Source organism: Blautia sp. MSJ-9 (assembly GCF_018919065.1).
Classification (GTDB): domain Bacteria; phylum Bacillota; class Clostridia; order Lachnospirales; family Lachnospiraceae; genus Blautia_A.
Map to the genome: position 1 here is coordinate 1 of NZ_JAHLQG010000035.1, position 21,359 is coordinate 21,359.

Annotated in this window: 17 protein-coding genes; 16 read left to right on the top strand and 1 reads right to left on the bottom strand. The window is 39.9% G+C overall.

What is annotated here, in order from left to right:
• The first annotated feature begins 424 nt into the window (after window positions 1-424).
• From KQI87_RS09715 to KQI87_RS09740, 6 genes are all read left to right on the top strand, one after another.
• Window positions 425-1,612 carry a pyridoxal phosphate-dependent aminotransferase gene (locus KQI87_RS09715; RefSeq protein ID WP_216459975.1) on the top strand — a complete coding sequence of 396 codons (1,188 nt, stop codon included), beginning with the start codon at window positions 425-427 and terminating at the stop codon, window positions 1,610-1,612.
• The gene (locus tag KQI87_RS16995) at window positions 1,609-2,961 is read left to right on the top strand and encodes a sedoheptulokinase (protein ID WP_216459976.1); all 1,353 of its coding nucleotides are present in this window, start codon (window positions 1,609-1,611) and stop codon (window positions 2,959-2,961) included. Before KQI87_RS09715 ends, KQI87_RS16995 begins: the two co-directional genes overlap by 4 nt.
• 412 nt (window positions 2,962-3,373) lie before the next feature.
• On the top strand, window positions 3,374-4,084 hold the full coding sequence (locus KQI87_RS09725; protein WP_216459977.1) for a PdaC/SigV domain-containing protein: 711 nt from the start codon (window positions 3,374-3,376) through the stop codon (window positions 4,082-4,084).
• Window positions 4,085-4,449: 365 nt separating this feature from the next.
• Complete coding sequence (locus KQI87_RS09730) at window positions 4,450-6,258, top strand: Na/Pi cotransporter family protein (protein ID WP_008706243.1); 1,809 nt, start codon at window positions 4,450-4,452, stop codon at window positions 6,256-6,258.
• A gap of 209 nt (window positions 6,259-6,467) precedes the next feature.
• Window positions 6,468-6,722: a hypothetical protein gene (locus tag KQI87_RS09735; RefSeq protein ID WP_117674226.1), complete on the top strand. Its 255-nt coding sequence runs from the start codon at window positions 6,468-6,470 to the stop codon at window positions 6,720-6,722.
• Between the two features lie 266 nt (window positions 6,723-6,988).
• Window positions 6,989-7,981: a Fic family protein gene (locus tag KQI87_RS09740; protein ID WP_216459978.1), complete on the top strand. Its 993-nt coding sequence runs from the start codon at window positions 6,989-6,991 to the stop codon at window positions 7,979-7,981.
• A gap of 162 nt (window positions 7,982-8,143) precedes the next feature.
• Here the strand turns inward: KQI87_RS09740 and KQI87_RS09745 are convergent, their stop codons facing one another.
• Window positions 8,144-9,277: an ROK family transcriptional regulator gene (locus tag KQI87_RS09745; protein ID WP_216459979.1), complete on the bottom strand. Its 1,134-nt coding sequence runs from the start codon at window positions 9,275-9,277 to the stop codon at window positions 8,144-8,146.
• A gap of 283 nt (window positions 9,278-9,560) precedes the next feature.
• Here KQI87_RS09745 and KQI87_RS09750 point away from each other — a divergent pair, with 283 nt between their 5' ends.
• The 10 genes from KQI87_RS09750 to KQI87_RS09795 all read left to right on the top strand — a co-directional run bounded on the left by KQI87_RS09750 (window position 9,561) and on the right by KQI87_RS09795 (window position 21,338).
• Window positions 9,561-11,177, top strand: coding sequence for a mannitol dehydrogenase family protein (locus tag KQI87_RS09750; RefSeq protein WP_216459980.1), 1,617 nt, complete (start codon window positions 9,561-9,563; stop codon window positions 11,175-11,177).
• Window positions 11,178-11,224: 47 nt separating this feature from the next.
• Window positions 11,225-11,617, top strand: coding sequence for a VOC family protein (locus KQI87_RS09755; RefSeq protein ID WP_022381321.1), 393 nt, complete (start codon window positions 11,225-11,227; stop codon window positions 11,615-11,617).
• Window positions 11,618-11,766: 149 nt separating this feature from the next.
• The gene (locus KQI87_RS09760; protein WP_216459981.1) at window positions 11,767-12,789 is read left to right on the top strand and encodes a LacI family DNA-binding transcriptional regulator; all 1,023 of its coding nucleotides are present in this window, start codon (window positions 11,767-11,769) and stop codon (window positions 12,787-12,789) included.
• A gap of 274 nt (window positions 12,790-13,063) precedes the next feature.
• Window positions 13,064-14,293 (top strand): extracellular solute-binding protein, encoded by a 1,230-nt coding sequence (locus KQI87_RS09765; protein ID WP_216459982.1) that lies wholly within the window; start codon window positions 13,064-13,066, stop codon window positions 14,291-14,293.
• A gap of 89 nt (window positions 14,294-14,382) precedes the next feature.
• Window positions 14,383-15,606: a carbohydrate ABC transporter permease gene (locus KQI87_RS09770; RefSeq protein WP_216459983.1), complete on the top strand. Its 1,224-nt coding sequence runs from the start codon at window positions 14,383-14,385 to the stop codon at window positions 15,604-15,606.
• A 14-nt stretch (window positions 15,607-15,620) separates the two neighbouring features.
• Complete coding sequence (locus tag KQI87_RS09775) at window positions 15,621-16,451, top strand: carbohydrate ABC transporter permease (protein WP_118331180.1); 831 nt, start codon at window positions 15,621-15,623, stop codon at window positions 16,449-16,451.
• 32 nt (window positions 16,452-16,483) lie between these two features.
• Entirely contained in the window at window positions 16,484-18,862 is a 2,379-nt protein-coding gene (locus KQI87_RS09780; protein ID WP_216459984.1) for a glycoside hydrolase family 31 protein, read from the top strand.
• 227 nt (window positions 18,863-19,089) lie between these two features.
• Window positions 19,090-19,488, top strand: a complete 399-nt coding sequence (locus KQI87_RS09785) for a hypothetical protein (RefSeq protein WP_055057898.1) — start codon at window positions 19,090-19,092, stop codon at window positions 19,486-19,488.
• A gap of 177 nt (window positions 19,489-19,665) precedes the next feature.
• Entirely contained in the window at window positions 19,666-20,181 is a 516-nt protein-coding gene (gene bilS / locus KQI87_RS09790; protein ID WP_216459985.1) for a flavodoxin family protein BilS, read from the top strand.
• 101 nt (window positions 20,182-20,282) lie between these two features.
• On the top strand, window positions 20,283-21,338 hold the full coding sequence (locus KQI87_RS09795) for an FUSC family protein (protein WP_216459986.1): 1,056 nt from the start codon (window positions 20,283-20,285) through the stop codon (window positions 21,336-21,338).
• The last annotated feature ends 21 nt before the right edge of the window (window positions 21,339-21,359 follow it).

Genomic DNA, 21,359 nt, shown 5'->3' on the forward strand with positions numbered 1-21,359 from the left:
CATCTGATGTAATTATACAGACTGGAAATAACGCCAGTCTTCTTGTTGTACACAAAAATAGATTAAAGAAATAATTTTAAAAACCTGCTTAAAAGTACTTGACTTTTGTTAGCAGGTTTTTTTGCCTTTTTTGAAAAAAGTGATTAAAAAACTATTGACATTTTGTTACTGGAGGAGCTTGCACTCCTCCTGATACAAGCAAGTTCCCACCCACTGCTTATTGCTTTTCGCAATTAAAGCAGGGGACTAACTTGACTTCGGCTAAAAAGATGGAATATAGTATATTGTCGCACATTGACACTTTACCATGATAAGGTTAAAATAAAGATAAATTATGCACTGCAAGAGAAATTGGACAGTTGCAATATTATTCTGAATTTCGGTGGTTTGCCGCCGGGATTATTTGAACAGGAGCGAATGTGTTATGATAGCAGAAAAAATGAAACCTTATGTAAAAAATAATTCAGCCATCCGTATGATGTTTGAGGAGGGAAATCGTCTCAGAGCCATTTACGGTGCGGACAAAGTTTATGATTTCAGTCTTGGGAATCCCAGTGTTCCGGCACCGGAGTGTGTGAAGGAGGCTATTATTGATCTGGTGAATGAAGTGGAGCCTACAGTGCTTCATGGTTATATGAGTAATGCAGGATTTGAGGATGTGCGCCAGACGATAGCGGAATCTTTGAACCGCCGCTTTGGAACTAAATTTGCGGCAAAGAATCTGATTATGACGGTTGGGGCAGCCAGCGGTCTGAATGTGATTTTCAAGACAATCCTGAATCCTGAGGAAGAAGTGATTGTTTTTGCACCATACTTTCTGGAATATGGTGCATATGTGCGCAATTTTGATGGCAAGCTTGTGGAAATCTCTCCGGATACTACTACATTTCAGCCGAATCTTGAGGAGTTTGAGCAGAAGATTACAGCAAAGACAAGAGCAGTGATCGTAAATACACCTCACAACCCGACTGGTGTTGTATATTCCGAAGAAACTATTAAGAAGCTGGCAGCAATTCTTGATAAAAAGCAGCAGGAATTTGGCAGTGTGATTTACCTGATTTCTGATGAGCCATACAGAGAGCTGGCTTATGACGGTGTAGAGGTTCCGTATCTGACAAAATATTACGACAATACTATTGTTGGCTATTCTTACAGTAAATCTCTGTCCCTTCCGGGAGAGCGTATCGGTTATCTGGTAATTCCGGATGAAGCAGATGGAAGTGAAGAACTTATTACTGCAGCGGCTATTGCCAATCGTACTATCGGATGTGTCAACGCCCCATCCCTGATGCAGAAAGTGATTGCCAAATGTGTAGATGCAGAAGTGGATGTAGCTGCATATGACAAGAATCGTCTGGCATTGTATAACGGATTGAAAGAATGCGGATTCGAGTGTATTAAACCGCAAGGCGCATTCTACCTTTTCGTGAAATCTCCGGTAGCAGATGAAAAAGCATTTTGTGAAGCCGGAAAGAAATACAACATCCTTATGGTTCCGGGAAGTTCTTTCGCCTGCCCGGGTTATGTGAGACTGGCTTATTGTGTATCTTATGATACTATCATTAATTCCCTGCCGGAGTTTAAGAAACTGGCAGAAGAGTTTGGACTGTGAAAACGGCGGGGATTGACATTGGGACAACAACGATAAGCGGTGTTGTTCTGGAAAAAGAGGAAAACGGACTGGCAAAGATTCTGGAGGCAAAAACTGTAGAGAACGGTTGCTTTATCGAAACCGGAAATGAATGGGAGAGAATACAGTATGCAAAAGAAATTGTAGAAAGAGCAGTGAATCTGCTGGATTATTTCCTGGAGAAGTATCCGCATGTTGAGCGGATTGGGCTCACAGGGCAGATGCATGGAATTGTCTATGTTGACAAAGAAGGAAATTGTGTCAGTCCGTTATATACATGGCAGGATGCCAGAGGAAGTATCTGCGATGGGGATCGGATTCCTTTAACAGAAGAAATCCGGGAAAGATGTCAAATCCATGCTGCTTCAGGATATGGGCTTGTCACACACATTTATAATATCAGACATAATCTGGTTTCGGATTCGGCTTTGAGCTTCTGTACGATCATGGATTATTTTGGGATGTATTTGACAGGGCGTAAAAAACCATTGGTACATGTGAGCAATGCGGCAGGTTTTGGATTCTTTGACAGCCGTAAGATGTGCTTTGAAAAAGAAAAACTGGCTGAAATGGGAGTGGACGTAAACTGGCTGCCGGATGTCTGTACTGAAATAGAAAAATTGGGTACATACAGAGGACGGACAGTTACAACTGCAATCGGAGACAACCAGGCAAGCTTCCTTGGCGCAGCAGGTGATGAGGAGAATACATTACTGGTCAATATGGGAACCGGCGGACAGATTTCTGTTCTTTCCAGTCAGTATTTTGCAGGAGATGGAATTGAGGCAAGACCTTTCCTGAATGGGAAGTATCTGCTTGCAGGAGCATCTCTGTGTGGCGGCAAGGCATATGCGCTTCTGGAACAGTTTTTCCGAAAAATTGTAAAAGAAGCGACAGGGCAGGATCAGCCATTATACAAAGTAATGGAAAAGATGGCAAGAACAGGGAAAGATTTGAATAGTGAAAGATCTGAAAGTCGAAAGATTAAAGTGGAAACAACATTTGACGGTACGCGGATGAATCCGGAAAAAAGCGGCAGTATTACCCGGGTAAGTTCCGAAAACTTTACACCTGAAGACTTCTGCTATGGTGTTCTGAAGGGAATGAGCACAGAACTGTATCAGATGTATATGACTATTCAGAATGGAACCGGCATAAAGATCAGGCGTATGATTGGTTCAGGGAATGGACTGAGAAAAAATCCGGTACTGTGCGAAATTATTGAGGATATGTTCAAGGCAGAACTTGTTCTGGCAGAATGTGAAGAGGAAGCTGCGACAGGAGCGGCAATGAGCAGTAGTATGTATAACTATAGCAACTCCACCAGATAATAAAATGAAGCAGTGAAGCGGATTGTGAGTAACCAATTGATTTTAATACTGGAATTTGAGGAAAGAGAGTGTCATGCAATCATTAAAAGATGGTTACGTGGTACTTTCTTTTCTGTTTTTTATTTTGCTTCCAGATGTTTAATCATACGATTTATAATCTGTTCCGCTTCTTTTGGAGAGTAATAAGTATTCGGATCCATATTTGTAAATTTCAGGTGATGTATCTATCATATAGCAAAAAACTACAAATTATTCAGAACCTCCAAATTGGTAGGGATTTGTTTGATTTGGTTAAATATGTATTGAGATAAGATAATATGTAAAATTTCAATAATGTGCTTTATTTGCAGTTGGAAAACAGGCTTGTTAGTAGTAAAATACAACTATAAATAAAAGAAGGGAGATTTCAGCTATGAAAAGAAAAAAGTCCATATGCAAATCGTTATTTACTATCTGTTTGATTCTAGGATTGGCTTTTGTTTTACCAAATATTAAACCTGTTCCGGTTATTGCAGCGTCTAAGGCTTCTTATGAAATAATAAATAAGAAGGAAATAAGAAAATATAAAAACGTGAGTGCAAAGTATCTTTATCAGTTACCACAGCTAAAGGGAAACAGTGCGGCAATTAAGAAAATCAATAAGTCTCTCAGAGCTGATTATAAAAAGACTCTTTCTGGTAAAGAGAGCTTGTTTGAGTATTTTGAGGGAGACAAATATAATTCTTTTCGTCAGGATTATGGTGAGAAATATTATGACACAGTGACATGTAAAGTTATGTTTAACCAAAATGGATATATTAGTTTTAGATATTCATGTAAATGGTATGCCGGTGGAGTAGGTAATGTTTGGGAATATGGATTGACTTATCGTCTTAAAGATGGGAAAAAGATGGGGATTCAGGATGTGCTTGCAGGAAGCAGAGATTCCGCAAAGCAAAGAATTGCCAGTACATATGCGAATAAGATATCCAGCAGGGGATATGAACCAATTATGAAGATGAAATACTCTGAATTCTGTTTTTATATTAAACCAGGCAAGAAAGTTGTAGTATGTTTTGGACCGTATCAGCCAATGGGAGGAAATGGAAAATCTTCTATTACGATGAAGGGAAAAATAAATTAATATCAAGTTGGTATAGGGTGACAGAAGCATGGTATGAGTTTAAATCATATCATGCTTCTTTACTGTCCGATTTATTGTATGTTATTTTACGGCATGGTCCGATATGTTTTGGAGCATGCCGGAAAATTTTATGAAAACTGCAAAAAAATTCAGGAAAAAAAAGACAGCATTTTAAACGCTATAGAAAAAATGTAATTTTTGAAAAAACAATTATTGTAATAATCTCCCGAACGTGACATAATAAGAATGGAAAAGTAAAGGGCAGGTTAAATTCTGATTAGAGACAGGTAAAATAACCTGCTTACATTATGCGCCGATTTTCTGAGATGAGGTGGGAAATCAGGCAGACGACAAAGGAGAAAATAATGGGAATTTTTTCAATGATATTGTCATTACTGAGCGGAGTAGCGTTATTCCTGTTCGGTATGTCATTGATGGGCGACGGCCTGAAAATGGTTGCCGGAAATAAGCTGGAAGCTTTCCTGTATCGAATGACAAACACACCGCTGAAGGGAGTTGCTCTGGGTACTGGTGTTACCAGCGTGATTCAGTCTTCTTCTGCCACAACCGTTATGGTTATTGGTTTTGTTAACTCAGGTATGATGAAACTGAAACAGGCCATCGGTATTATCATGGGAGCCAACATCGGAACCAGTATTACCGGATGGATCCTCTGTCTTTCTTATATTGACGGAAAGAACGGAATTGCGAAGATTTTATCTACAGCAACAATTTCAGCAGTAGTAGCGATTATTGGTATTATCCTTCGCATGGCATGTAAGCGTTCCGTGCATAAAAATATCGGTAATATCATGCTTGGTTTTGCAATCCTGATGACAGGTATGCAGACAATGAGCGGTGCTGTTTCACCACTAAAGGACAGCCCCACATTTACAAACATGCTGACAATGTTTTCCAACCCGCTGATTGGTATTCTGGTAGGTATTGCCTTTACTGCAGTGCTGCAGAGTGCATCTGCCACAGTCGGTGTATTGCAGGCGTTATCTGTAACAGGTATCCTGACATTCTCCAGTGCATTCCCGATCGTTCTTGGTATCGGTGTAGGTGCTGCCTGTCCGGTTCTGATTTCAGCAATCGGTGCGAATAAGAATGGTAAACGTACAGCACTTGTTTATCTGATCAATGACCTGTTTGGTCTTATCCTCTGGTCAGTGATCTTCTACACTGTAAATGCTGTTGTGCATTTCGGATTTATGGATATGATCATGTCACCGGTTGCAATTGCTTTACTGAATACTGTATTCCGTGTAGCAACAGTATGTGTTCTTTTCCCGTTCATACCGAAGATTGAGCAGCTGGTGTGCTGGCTTGTAAAAGACAGTGCAGAGGAACTGGAAGATGAAGCAGACTTTGATCTTCTGGAAGAACGTCTTCTGAATTATCCGGCACTTGCTATTGGACAGTGTCATCGTGCCATGAGCGGTATGGCAAGGAAGCTTCGCAAGAATGTCAACCGTGCCATGAACCTTCTGAATGAATATCAGCAGGATAAATTTGATAAGGTACAGAGAAAAGAGAACCTGATCGATAAATACGAAAGCCGTCTTGGGGAATATCTGATGAAGCTCACAAAGCATGAGATGAACAGTGCCCAGACAAGGCAGGCATCCCTTTATCTTCATACCATCAATGACTTTGAGAGAATCGGTGACCATGCATCCTACATTGCCTATATGTCCAGTGAAATGCATGATAATCACACTAATTTCTCACAGGAAGCCTGGGATGAGCTGAATGTAGTAATGGAAGCAGTTCGTGAGGAGATCAATCTTACCTGCCGTGCATTCCTCAATGATGACAAAGAGATGGCACAGAGAGTTGCACCTCTTGGAATGATTATCACATCCTTATGCAATGAGCTGAAGATGCATCATGTAGAGCGTCTGAGTAACGGCAATTGCGGACTGGAAGAGGGAACTGTATATACAGACATTCTCAACAGCTTCAACCGTATTGCAGCACATTGTGCAAGTGCAATGGTAGCTCTCCTTAAGAGTGGGGACGAGAATCCGGATATGCATATCCATGATTCCAAGATTTACCCATCTGACAGCGTGGAATATTATACATACTTCAAGGAATATCGCCAGAAGTATGAAATCGTAAAGAACGAGGAACACATGCGAAGCATGGAACCGGAAGAAGTAGAATAATACTTTTATACTACAAAGCAGTAAATATATATGATATAATGACAGCAGATGATCTGGAAACGGATGTCTGCTGTTTTTTTCATTATAGTTGCCGTGCATGCAGATGGTGGGAATGATTTTTCGAATACGCTCCTGCGTGTGCAGGCTGAGGAGCCAGCAGACAGGATCATTTTTGTAAAAACAACACCCCAAAGGAGGAGAAATTAATTATGTTATTCGACAGTAGAACAGTTTATCTCGGTGCATCCAGAGATAAATATGAGCAGTATTGTAAAGCCTTAGATTCAGAGAAAATCAAATACAAAACAAAGAGAGTCAACCACGAAGAAAAAATGACAGCCCCGGGCAGGGGAATCGTCCGTAGTATGGGCGGAAACTTTGGAACAGATAAAACATTGTATGAAATCATGGTCGGAGAGAAAGATTACGACAATGCAATGGGGATTCTGACAGCATTGAAGTAGACAGAGTTTACCCTGAAGAGCAATCGAGGAAAAGCCATTCTGAATGACTTAGATCAAGAAAAGATAGCCTGCGGATTTGACATACGCATAATCTCAGCCAGAACAAATAGAGAAGAATATGAGATGCAGAAAAAATGCGGATAAAGACGAAACTTGATTAATAGAAAAGTAGATTTGTTTGACATTTTTGCTGCCATATTTATATAATCGAAGAAGCAAGTACGCAAAAAAGTGTGCAAGATAACGGAAATCCTGGAGGTGTTTTTGTGGGAGAATATGAACCGCCATTTACAATAACGAATGAGATACTGTCATATGTGTCTTCAATTTCTGAAAAAATAGGGCGAATCACGGCAATCAGCAGTCTGGAAACAAAACCGCACCTGAGAAAGAATAACCGAATTAAATCTATTCATTCATCTTTAAAAATAGAAGCGAATTCTCTTTCTCTGGGGCAGGTTAGGGATGTAATTAATGGCAGGCTTGTACTGGGGGAACAGAAAGAAATACAGGAAGTTAAAAATGCATATGCGGCATATGAAAGCCTTTCGGAAATTAATCCCTATAGTATAAAAGATTTAAAGAAATTTCATGGGATTATGACAAAATATCTTGTGGAAGAATGTGGGGAGTTTCGCCATGGAGAAGAGGGAGTTTTTAATGGAGGTGAATGCATTTTTATGACGCCTCCGGCGCAATTTGTACCTCAGCTTATGGATGAACTGTTTGAATGGATGAAGAAATCAAGGAATAGTGTTCATCCATTGATTATGAGCAGTGTATTTCATTATGAGTTTGTCTTTATTCATCCATTTGCTGATGGTAACGGAAGAATGGCAAGATTATGGCACACTGCGATTTTGTCTAAATGGAAACCTGTATTTGAGTATATTCCAATCGAAAGTCAGATTGAAAAATTTCAGGATGAATATTATGATGCGATTGCCAGATGTCATGTTTCGGGAGAATCTACCATTTTTATAGAGTTTATGTTGTCGCAGATAGACAGGATTCTGGAAGATATTTCGCTTCAGATGAATGAAGAAAATGAGCAGTTTTCAGAAACTGTCAGGAAAATGCTTGAAATCATGGAGTATGATACGCCTTATACAAGAAAAACACTTATGGAAAAACTGGGGTTAAAGTCCAGAGATGGATTTCGCAGAAATTATTTGCAACCTGCACTTGAGATGAATTTGATCCAAATGACATTACCAGATAAACCGAATAGCAGAAATCAGCGATATATGAAAGTATGAATAGCAGGAAGCTTATCTGATTTATAGCAATCTATAGCAATTCCATAAAATAATGCAAGCAATCCAGCCCATCATAGTGTGAAGTCCTGCGTCAGATATCTTTCTTGTCTTTCGCACTCTGCTGAACTGTCTTGATTGCATTATTTATAAGGATTGCCATAGTTAAACAGATTGAATAAATTTCTCTACATAATGCAGAGCCGCTCCGATTGCCGGTGTATATTGTCCGTTGGTACCGACCAGGATCTGAGTTTTATCCAGTATGAATGGTGCGGCTGTATGGAGATGTTCTGTCAGATATTCAATATCTTCTTCTGTAAAATAAGGTGCCAGATATCCGCTGAGGATGATCGGTGCATCAATAACAAGGTTAAGATTCTTCATGGCAAATGCCAGATGGTTTAAATAATCTTTCCAGATTTGTATGATCTGGGGAGATTTTTTTTCGCGCAGAAGAGGGAAAAATTCTTTGGAAGGCATGCCTGCAGCCTGTTCCAGTGCATTGGCAGAGCAGTAGGTTTCCAGGCAGCCGCGGCTGCCGCAATAGCAAAGCGGACCATCGGGATTAATGCACATATGTTCAAGAGTTCCGCTGTGCATGGAGATTCCCTGATGAATATGATGATTGGTAATGATGCCGCCGCCCAGATTTCGGTTCAGCAGGATGATAACAGCACTGTCAAGCTCCGGATGATTCCATAATTCAAGGAACGCAGCTGATTTCGAATCATGTTCCAGATAGCAGGGATAAGGAAGATATCTGGAAAAATCATCCAGTTTCATGCCAACGTTATTCATGATATCTCCATATAGTACAGTGGTATGATCCGGGGATGTGATACCCTGTGTGGCAATAGAGATGCCAAGAACTTTGTCATTGTCGTACTGGCGCGATGAGATGAATTCCTTTACTGCGTCAGTAACCTGTTTATAGTAATCCGGTGTGTTGGAATATGGAAGCGGAATGGTGTCTGTATAGAAAGCATTTCCATACAGATCTACAGCAGTAATATGAAACATCCCTTTTAAAATACCGATACCAATGGAAATTTTAAAATCTGATACAATCTGAAGGGCGTTTGCCTTTCTTCCACCGGTGGATTCAAAAAAACCATTTTTTTCTATAAGACCTTCCTGCTCCAGGAGATTCAGGTTCTGGCTGACAGTGGATAAACCCATCTGCAGTTCCTGAACGATCTGCAGCTTGGAGGTCGTTTTTTTTCTGTAAATGTACTGGTAAACCTTTGACTTATTTATTTTCTTGAGACTAATGTTGGTCAATCCCTTTTCACTCATAATATTCTCCTGATTATGTTATAAGATAATGTTAAGTTTCAGATTTATTGTAGCATACAACGAAAAAAAAACAATAAAAATATCCGGTGTGAACAGTAACGAATCAACTTGTCAATACCTATAGTAAAAATAAACAAAAAAGTCATTTGAAAATTAGAATTTCTGTCAATGGATTTTTTAAATAAAAAAATATATACTCGACTTAAAGTTGAGATATAAACGTAAGTAAAAAACATAATAACAAACAATAAGCATCGAATAAGACAAACAAGGAGGATATAACATGAAATTATCAATCAATGGAATCAAGGAACAGGAAGCATGGAAAAAGGCAGGGATCGCTCTTCCGGGTTATGATGTAGAGGCTGCCTCTGAGAAAGCAAAGGAGAATCCGGTATGGGTTCATTTTGGTATCGGAAATATTTTCCGCGTATTTATCGGTGGAATTGCAGATGGTCTTCTGGAAGAGGGAGTTCTGGATCGTGGGATTACCTGTGTGGAAACCTTTGATTATGATGTAGCAGACAAGATTTATGATCCATATGACAATCTGGGATTAAGCGTGATCCTGCATGGGGATGGAACCCGTGAGTATAAAGTAGTCGGAGCTTTTGCAGAAGCAGTGAAGGCACAGTCTTCTAATGCAGCACAGTGGAAACGCTTGAAAGAAATCTTCACAAGCAAATCCCTGCAGATGGTTTCCTTTACGATCACAGAGAAAGGCTATGCATTACAGAAAGCTGACGGAACATGGTTCCCGTTTGTAGAGGCAGATATCAAGAATGGTCCGGATAAAGCAGTTGGTGCCATGGCAGTTCTGGTTGCAATGCTTTATGAAAGATATAAAGCAGGCAAATATCCGATTGCACTGGTTTCCATGGATAACTGCTCACAGAACGGTGCAAAGCTTCGCGAGTCAGTACTGACAATGACAGAAGAGTGGAAGAAAGCCGGATTTGTTGATGAGGGATTTGTAAACTATGTAAGCGATGAAAAAGTTGTTGCTTTTCCATGGACAATGATTGATAAGATCACACCTCGTCCAAGCGAGCAGATCGCAGCAGATCTTGAAAAGCTGGGTGTTGAGAACATGCAGCCGGTGATCACAGGTAAGAAGACATACATTGCACCATTTGTCAATGCTGAGAAACCGCAGTATCTGGTAATAGAGGACAGCTTCCCTAACGGACGTCCGGCTCTGGAAAAAGGTTTCGGCGTATATATGGCAGACAGAAATACAGTTAACCTTTCTGAACGTATGAAAGTAACAGTATGTCTGAATCCGGTTCATTCTGCTACAGGTCCGCTGGGAGTAGTTCTTGGATATGATCTGTTTGCGCATATGCTTAATACAAATGAAGATATGATGAAAATGGCACGTATGATTGCTTATGATGAAGGTCTTCCGGTAGTTGCTGACCCTGGAATCCTTTCTCCCCAGGCATTTGTTGATGAGCTTTTTAACGATCGTTTTCCAAATGAATATCTGGGAGACACAAATCTTCGTCTGGCAGTAGATGTATCTCAGATGGTTGGCATCCGTTTCGGCGAAACAATCAAAGCATATGTACAGAAATTCGGAGATGCTTCCAGACTGACAGCTATTCCTCTGGGAATTGCAGGATGGCTCAGATATATGCTTGGTGTAGATGATGAAGGAAACAAATTTGAACTTGCACCGGATCCAATGAATGAGGAACTGAAGGAACAGTTTAAGGATATTGTAGTAGGCAAACCTGAAACATTCAAAGATCAGTTAAAATCAATTCTTTCTAATGAGCGTCTGTTCTTCACTGACCTTTACAAAGACGGTGTGGGAGAGAAGGTTGAGGATATGTTCCGTGAGATGATCGCAGGACCTGGAGCTGTAAGAGCGACAATACATAAATATGTTGGATGATTTTCATCAGATGGATATTATAACGGACTATCAGGAGGAAAATGAAAATGAATTTAAAAGAACAGTTTAATGGAATTCAGCATATTGGAATTCCGACCAATGATATTGAAGCAACCATTGATTTTTATAAGGCTCTGGGATTTGAAATTGCTTTTCGTACAGTAAATGAGGAAGCAGATGAAGAGGTTGCTTTTCTGAAATTAAATACACTTGTTGTTGAGACATATGAGAATAAAGCAGCTAAGATGGAAGCAGGTGCCATCGATCATATGGCGATTGATGTAAAAGATATTGAAAAAGTATATGAAATGATTAATCAGGCAGGATTAAATACAACCAACGATACCGTTCATTTTCTTCCCTTCTGGGAAAACGGAGTAAAGTTCTTTACAATTGAGGGACCGAATAAAGAGAAGGTTGAGTTCAGCCAGTATTTATAAAAGGGACAATTGTCCACAAACTGACATAATTCTGAAGATCGTATTCATACCAAAACAATTTATGGAATAATAACATTTGTATAGAACATTCATGGATTGAAAAAAATGGTGAAAAAACATATAATAATAAAAAAGTAAACGAGGAAGATATGGTTACGATTAAGGATATAGCAAATATTACAGGGGTTAGTCCGACTACAGTTGCAAATGTCATTCACGGAAGGACTAATAAAGTTTCCAAGGAAAATGTGGAACGTATTCAGAAAGCGTTAAAAGAAAACCACTATGTCCCGAAGCTGGCCCAGGAGACAATGACCAGGGGAAAGACCAGGCTGATCGGTGTGGTGATTCATACAACAAAAGTTTATGAAGATACAACCATTGCAGACCCATTCTATGGAACAATCGTGGGAATTATAGAAAGAGAACTGCGTAAAGCGGGATATTATATGCTTTTGTATGCAGAAATGGATCTGGATAAAATTTTCCAGATGTCTGCATCATGGAGTGTGGCAGGGATCATTACAGTTACATTTGCGCAGAAAGATTATGAGAAACTAAGAAACCTTGTAGACGGTTGTCCGGTGGTTGGAATTGATACATATGGAAAACAGGATGCGGATATTTATAATATTGGACTGGATGATTTAAATGGAAGTTATAATCTTGTAAATTATTTATTTCAATGCGGTTATGAGGAAATCCTGGTTTTGATGGAAGAAACCGCCAAAGGTGCAGATCTTGTGCGTGTAGAAGGGTACAAAATGGCACTTAGGAAAAATGGACGGGAATATCAGGCGAAATATCATATTTATGTAGATCCTGCAGATTCAGAAAAACGGAGAAAACGTTTAAAAGAGTTAGAACGCTTTTGTGGCAAAAATTATGCTATTTTTTGTGTAAGTGATCAGTTGGCAGCAAGAGTCATGAGAAGCTTTCAGGAGGATGGGTATAAAATTCCGGATGATATAGGAATTGCAGGCTTCGATAATAATATTTACGGGACAATGCTATATCCGCGCCTGACAACAGTTAATCAGGATATTCCGAGAAAATCGGAAGAGGCAGTGAAGATGCTTATTGATCTTATTGAGGGAAAAGAGGTAAGAAAAAAGGAAGTGATTCTTCCCACACAGTTAGTGATTCGTGACAGTACCAGAAAACAGAATTAAAATAAAAGGCTTGATAATGCGGGAAATGAAATATATTTTTCGTGTTTTCAGGCTTTTTTACTGTTTGACATAAGCGGACTGTTGTTGGTCCAATAATTATGCGATTGTGCAAAATGTATAAAAATAATAGAATGACAATATGTAAATATACGGTGTTACACAACACCTATTGTGCGTTTTAGGAATAGATGCTATTATAAATACAAGCTAAGTGTTGCGCAACACCTATAGAGAATACAATGATTTTAAGGGAAGATAGCAGGAGGTAATCAAAATGAAAGGAAAGAAAGTATTAGCATTAGTTATGTGTGCAGTTATGGCAGCAGGAATGACAGTTCCGGTAATGGCAGAGGAGAAAGATGACAGCGGACGTGAAGTCATTAATTTTTTCAGAGCAGATGATGGACATATGGATGTTATGCAGGATGTAATTGATGCATTTGAGGCAAGCCAGGACAAATACGCAGTAAATATTGTGGTTGCTCCTAATGATTCAAATCAGGAAAAGAGTCAGCTGACTACTTCTTTTTCTGCCGGAAGTTCTGAATATGATGTAGTTTCTATTGATACTGCCTGGGCTGGCGATCTGGCAGGTGCCGGATATCTGGAAGCACTGGATGGATATATGAAAGAATCCGGAAGAAAGGCATCTGAATATAATAAAGGCTCTCTTGATTCAGGAACTTATCGTGCGAAAACATATGCACTGCCTATTAATCCGGATTATGGTGTATTATTTTTCCGCAAAGATATTGTTTCACAGGAAGATGCGGACAAACTGGTAAGTGGAGATTATACATATGATGATCTGATCACTATGGCAGAGAACTACAAAGGTCAGGAAGGAACAAAGACCGGACTTGTATTCCAGGCTAATCAGTATGAAGGACTTGTATGTAATGCAAATGAATGGACAAATAATTTCAATGATGTCAAGGGTGGCCTGGAATTAATGAAGAAAGCAGTTGATTCTGACGCGACTCCGGAAGATATCCTGGTATATCAGGAAGATCAGACCGCAAACAGCATGGTCAATGGAGACTGTGTTTTTGCAAGAAACTGGCCATATGCATGGGCACTCCTTACAGATGAGACTGCTGTTCATCAGGATCAGATAGATATTGCACCTCTTCCAAATGGATCCTGTATCGGTGGATGGCTTGCAGCAATTAATACAAACAGTGAACATAAAGATGGCGCATGGGCATTCCTTGATTTCCTTACTTCCATGGATGGACAGGTGATCTATGCAGCTGGAAGCGGAAGTGCTCCCGGATGGACTGCAGCAGCTGATGATGAAAAAGTAAAAGAAGGAAACAAGCTTCTGGAAAATCCTGGATTTATTGCAGCATTAAATAATACGATTGCCCGTCCAAGCTCTGACAATTATCAGGAATTATCTGATAATCTGCAGATTACTATGCACAAATATTTATCTGGTGAGGCTGAACTGGATGATACAGTAAATCAGATAGAGACTTTACTGGACACAGAGGGAAAATAAAAACTTCAGTGAATAAAAGGGCTGTCCGGTTTGTCAGACAGTCCTTTTGAACTTTCAGATATCAATTTTGCAGAGAAAAGGAGAAAAACATGGTTAAGAAAATGACCTTTAAGCAGTTTCTGTTTATTCTGCCGCTTTTGATTTTTATTGGTGTTTTTTCTATCTATCCAATTGTAACATCCTTTATGTATACATTTTTTGATTATCGCATTAATGATCAGACCGCAAACAGCTTCTATTTGTCAGAACGTTTTAATGGAGAGCTGTTCTATGAGGATTGTGATTATATCAATTATTTTCTGGATGATGATAAGACTTTAATATCAGAAGAGGATCAGAAAGCAGTAGAGGAAATCCAGGCAACAGTCAGCAGCGTAATGAGTGAATATGAAAATGCAAAGGGAACAGAGAAGATTTCTTCTGATAAAAAGGATGAACTGGTTGCTTTTAAAGAAAAGCTCAGAACAGATATTACTGCACTTTATGATAAATATCCGGATGTAGAGTTCTATAATAAAGACAAAATACCGGAGATTTTAGATGAAATGGACACATGTATTGTAAAGTCTAATTTTATTGGCCTGAAGGCTTATGGGAATCTGATCAAAGATACCCGTTTCTGGAAAGCTCTGGGACATACACTGATTTTTACAGTGATCTCAGTAGGAATTGAGCTGGTATTGGGAATGCTTCTGGCATTGATTATGAATAAAGCAATGAAAGGAATCGGTCTTGTCCGTACGGTTGCGCTGATTCCGTGGGCAATCCCCACAGCAGTATCAGCTATGATCTGGAGTTATCTGTATGATGGAAGTTATGGAATTGTTTCTTTTCTGTTTAATAAACTGGGAATTATAAACAGTCAGTCTGCAATGCTTCTGACCTCTCATGGGGCGATGAGTGCTGCAATTATTGCAGATGTATGGAAAACAACTCCATATATGGCACTTCTTTTGCTGGCAGGCCTGCAGGTTATTGACAGAGGCCTTTATGAAAGCTCTGCGATTGATGGTGCAGGTCCGGTGGTGACATTCTTTAAGATCACACTGCCACTGGTGAAACCAAGCCTTCTGGTTGCCTTGTTATTCCGTACACTGGATGCATTCCGTGTATACGACCTGATCGCAATCCTGACAGGCGGCGGTCCTGGAAATGGAACAGAGAGTTTATCTATTTATGCTTATAAGCTGATGTTTGACCAGAGTAATTATGGATATAGTTCCGTAGTTGTTATGGGAATGTTTGTTGTAGTAGCAATTATTGCATTCCTGTACGTAAAAGTACTCGGGGCAGATGTCATGGGAAATGACTAAGGAGGGGAGAAAGGATGAAAAAGGTAAGTACGTTTAAAGTAGTAAGCTGGATTTTTATTATTGCTTTTTTGCTGATTTCAGTATTTCCATTCTTCTGGATTCTGGTCACATCATTTAAACCTGAAACAGAAATATTCGGAGATGGCGCATATCGTATTATTGCGCAGCACCCTACACTGGATGCATTTAAAACAGTTATTTTTGAAAAAAATATTCTTAGGGCAGTATGGAACAGCTTTGTTATGTCCGGATTTACTACCTTGTATGTAATTGTTGTTGCGTCTATGTCTGCATATATCATATCCAGATTCAAATTCAAAGGAAAAAATCTTCTGATGGCACTGATCCTTACAGTAGCAATGTTTCCCCAGATGATTATTATCGGACCGGTGTTCAATATGTACTATTCTCTTGGAAAACTGAATTCCTACTGGGTATGTCTGGCGTATTCATCTATTACTCTGCCAAGTGCAGTATGGATTATGGTGGCACATTTCAAACAGGTTCCTCTTGCACTGGAGGAGGCAGCGAAGATTGATGGATGTTCTACCTGGGGAACTTTATGGAGAATTATTTTTCCAATTGCAGCACCGGGAGTATTTACAACTGCGATTATGACTTTTATTTCAGCATGGAACGAATATCTTCTTTCATGTACCATGAACAGTAATGAATCAATCCAGACAGTTCCGGTCCGTATCGGATATCTGAGAGGGCAGTATACAATTTACTGGAACCAGATTGCGGCAGCTGCTGTAGTTGTAGTAATTCCTACTTTAGTGATGGTATTACTGTTCCAGAAACAGATCGTAGCCGGAATTGCCAATGGTGCAGTCAAGGAGTAAACAGTTAAAGAGTAAAAAGGAGGCATAAACTGATGAGCTTAAAAAAATACGCAGTACCAACACATCCTTTGTGCTCTGCCGGCGCAGTGCTGCAGGGGGGAAATTACAGAATATCAATGCTGACAACCGCATTGATCAGATTTGAGTATAGCGAAGATGGGAAATTTGAAGATCATGCAACCCAGATGGTTTACAACAGAGAATTTCCTGTTCCGGAATTTCGTGTTGTAGAAAAAGAGAAAACTCTTGATATCTATACAAAGAATCTGGAGATTCATTATGATAAACAGAAATTTACACCGGGCGGTCTGATGGTCCGCGTTGCAGGGGGAATGGCAGGAGAGAGAGTATGGCATTACGGAGAAGAGACGAAAGATCTTCGGGGAACTGCAAGAACTCTGGACTGGGCCAACGGTGAAATCCCGCTGGAACATGGAATTATGTCAAAAGACGGATTTTCTGTTCTGAATGATTCTCATACAATGGTACTTATGGAAAATGGTTCTGTAAAACCAAGACAAAACAAAGGAGAAGATTTTTATTTCTTTGGTTACGGTCATCGATTCCTTGAATGTCTGAAGGATTTTTATCATCTTTGTGGAAAAACACCTCTTTTACCAAGATATGTGCTGGGTAACTGGTGGAGCCGTTACCACAAATATGATGAAGCAGAGTATAAAGAGCTGGTAGAGAGATTTGAAAAAGAAAAAGTTCCTTTTTCAGTAGCTGTTATTGATATGGACTGGCACCTTGTTGAGGATGTGGATCCTGTATATGGAAGCGGATGGACAGGCTATACCTGGAACAAAAAGCTGTTTCCGGATCCGCCGGAATTCCTGAAATGGCTTCATGACCATAATATGAAGGTAACATTGAATGTTCATCCGGCAGATGGAATCCGCCCATATGAAGAAGCATATCCACGTATTGCAAAGAAAATGGGAATGGATCCTGAGCAAAAAGAGCCGGTACTTTTTGACATAGCAGATGATAAATTCCTTGAGGTTTATCTTAATGATCTGCATCATCCGATGGAAGAAGACGGCGTAGATTTCTGGTGGCTTGACTGGCAGCAGGGAACTGTTACGAAAATACCGGGTCTGGATCCCCTTTGGATGTTGAACCATTATCACTATCTTGACAGTGTATGGAAAGGCAAGAGACAACTTACCTTTTCCAGATATGCAGGTCCGGGAAGCCACAGATATCCCATTGGATTCTCTGGTGATACGATTATTACATGGGAGAGTCTGAAGTTCCAGCCATATTTCACTGCAAATGCCAGCAATATCGGATATGGATGGTGGAGCCATGACATTGGTGGTCATATGTTTGGATACAGAGATGATGAACTGACTGCCAGATGGGTAGAATTGGGAGTATTCTCTCCGATCAACCGCCTTCACAGTACAGATAATCCATTTAATGGAAAAGAACCGTGGAAGTATAACCGGATTGTGGAAGAAACAATGAAGAAGTATCTTCGTATGCGTCATAGCCTGGTTCCTTATCTTTATACTATGAATAAGTATGCAAGCAGAGACGGAATTCCGCTTGTACAGCCAATGTATTATCAGGAACCGGATCAGGAGCAGACTTATCATGTGCCAAACAATTATTATTTTGGAAATGAGATGATGGTTTCTCCGATTACGGAAAAAATGGATGAGGTTGCAGTTGCTGCCAAAGCAGTTACCTGGATCCCTAAAGGAGTCTGGTATGATTTCTTTAATGGAAGAAGGTATGATGGCGGACGATTGATGGAACTGTGGAGAACTATAGATGAGATTCCTGTACTTGTAAAAGAGGGCGGTATTATCCCGCTGAAAGATATGGAGGAATATGACAATTCCATAGATAATCCGGAAAAATTCCTGATAAAAATATTCCCTGGTAATACAGGATCATTTGAACTGTGGGAAGATCAGGGGGATACAGCGGAAGATAATGATGAGAACTGGGTAAAAACACGGTTTGCAAAGGAGAAGAATATATTTATAATTTCCAGGGCTGCGGGAAATACAGATGTAATTCCTGTGAACCGTACATGGAAGTTATGGTTCTATGGTGTGAAGGAATCCAACTTTAAAATATATGTCGGAGACCGGGAATGTGACTGTGTATCTGAATGGAAAAAGAATCCTGACAGATTTGAGATTATTGTAAAGGATATTCCGGTGGATCAGGAAATATGTGTAGAGTTTGTTGATGGAATAACAGAGTGTGAGCATAGATGGACAGAAGAGATTTTTGCTGTTCTGGAACGTGCGCAGATTGAATACAATTTGAAATCTGAAATTTTATTTACCATACAGAAACTTGGAAAGGATGCTGTGGCATCTTTGAATGCGATGCATCTGAATCAGGCTCTTTATGGAGAATTATTAGAGATTCTTACAGCAGAAATGTAATGTTTAATATCTGTTAGATGAAACTATTTTCAACAGTTCAAAAAATAAAAAAGTGATCGGGAAATAGGATCCCCAGAACAGGGAGGGTATGACTCATTTTGAGTTATACTCTCCCTGTTTAAGTTTATAAAAAAGGAGTCCTCCATTATTTTATTATTTTATTGAGAAAAGCCTGAGAAAAGTTTAAAATAGAAAATAATAAAAAATAAACGAAAGGAGTTTTTATCATGAGTAAACGAACAGAAAGAATGAGCCGGAGTGCAGCTGAGAGAATCAACCGCAAAGATACCGTGATCAGACAGAATAATGCAGAACTCGAGGAACTGAGGAGTCAGTATGAGAATCTGGATATCTGTGAGGAGGATAAGCAGGTGATTGATGATTATATTGCCTGCAAAGATGCCAGAGCTGACAGGATGGCAGAGAAACTCTATGAAAAGGGACGAAAAGATGTAAAGAGATGCATCCGCATCCGAAAACTGATCCGCAGATGCATGATCCTGTCTGCCATTGTTACGGTGGTACTGATTCAGTATAATAAGAATGAGAAGCTGAGAGAAAGTCTGGAAGAGCTGCTGAAAATGTTCCGGGATAGAACTGTAAATGAATCAGAGGAAGATTTTTAAAATGTTTTACCGAATTCGGTTACGGTAGAACGAATGTGCTTATGTATCAGTTGGAAGGAATAAGCAATATAAATAATGCAGACAAAAATGTATTTTCGGAATTAAAAAAATCTTCTTACAAAAGCAGAAACAAGGAAGACTCTAAGAGTGCATAAAACCAAAAAGGAGCAAGACAGCATGGGAACACAAAGATACTCAATTCTGTACAGCAGTAAAACAGGAAATACAAAAAAACTTGCGGAGAAGATCAGGGAGGTATTGCCTGAGGAAAACTGTGATTATTTTGGAACAGAAGGAGCGAAGGCTCTTTCATCCGACATATTATACATTGGATTCTGGACAGATATAGGGAATGCAGATCCTGCAACACTTGAACTGTTAAAGAGCCTGAAAAACAAGAAGATTTTTCTGTTTGGAACAGCAGGCTTTGGAGGCAGTGAAGCCTATTTTCAGCAGGTTCTCGGGAAAGTTAAGGAATCTGTGGATGAGAGTAATACAGTAATCGGAGAATTTATGTGTCAGGGGAAAATGCCCCAGTCAGTCAGGGACAGATACGTAAAGATGAAAGAGAAGCCGGATCATGCACCAAACCTGGATGAACTGATCCAGAATTTTGACAGGGCGTTATCTCATCCTGACAATGAGGATCTGGACAGACTGGAAGAAATAATCAGAAGAGACCTGAAAAAATAATTAAGTCTTGACTAACAGAGGGAACTGCGGTATAGTGCTCGTTACTAAAAAAGGTAATTCATAAATTTTTATAGATTTTCGCGAAAGAGAGGTAACGAGATATGACATTTTATCAGGAATTACAATTGAGTTCGGCCGGCTCCAAACAGCTGATCAAAAGCACCACAGACCCCAAAGAGAAAAGACGGCACATTTTAATCTATAACTTTAAAGTGTATCTGGTCATGGCTTTTTGCGTAGCAGTGGTAAGCATGTACAGTAAGCTTACAGGGAGCAGCAACAGTGTAGTTGGTGTTACTGTTCTGCTGGCAGTGCTTGTGCTGCGGCAGGCAGATTTCGGAATCAGGACAACACATGGACTGCTTTCCATTGCAGGAATCTTCGGCATTCTTATGGCAGGTCCCCGTCTGGCAAATATGGCACCTCCGTTAGCTGCATTTGCAGTGAATGTAGTGTGTATCTTATTGCTGATGATACTGGGCTGTCACAATGTGATCATGTACAATCATTCCACCTTTGTTCTGGGCTATCTGCTGCTTCTGGGCTATGATGTGACAGGAAAGGAATATACCTTCCGTGTGATCGGTCTGTTGGTGGGAATGGTGATCTGTATGATCGTCTTCTATAAGAATCAGAGAAACAGAGCTTATCGAAGAACCTTCTTGGATCTGTTCCGGGAATTTGATCTTAAGTCAGCAAGAAGCAGATGGTATGTGAAACTGACACTGATCGTATCCAGCGCAATGCTGTTTATGAATCTTCTGGGACTTCCCAGAGCAATGTGGGCAGGAATCGCCTGTATGTCCGTATGCCTGCCTTTTACAGAAGACTGTATCCCAAGGTCTGTGAGCAGAGGAATGTTTAATATTGTGGGATGTCTGTTATTTATTGTGCTGTATCTGGTACTTCCGGAATCCATGTATCCGTATATCGGAATGATCGGAGGAATCGGAGTCGGATATTCAGCAGGATATCCATGGCAGACTGCATTTAATACTTTTGGAGCTTTATCTATTGCAGCAGGGATCTTCGGAATGCCGGCTGCAGTAGCACTCCGTATAGGGGCAAATGTACTGGGAGCAGCCTATACGGTGATCTGCAATAAAGTGATAGATAAAGTAGCAGCGCATACCTGTGTCGGGGAATGTTGTTTATGAGGTTATTTGCGGGATTGTTAT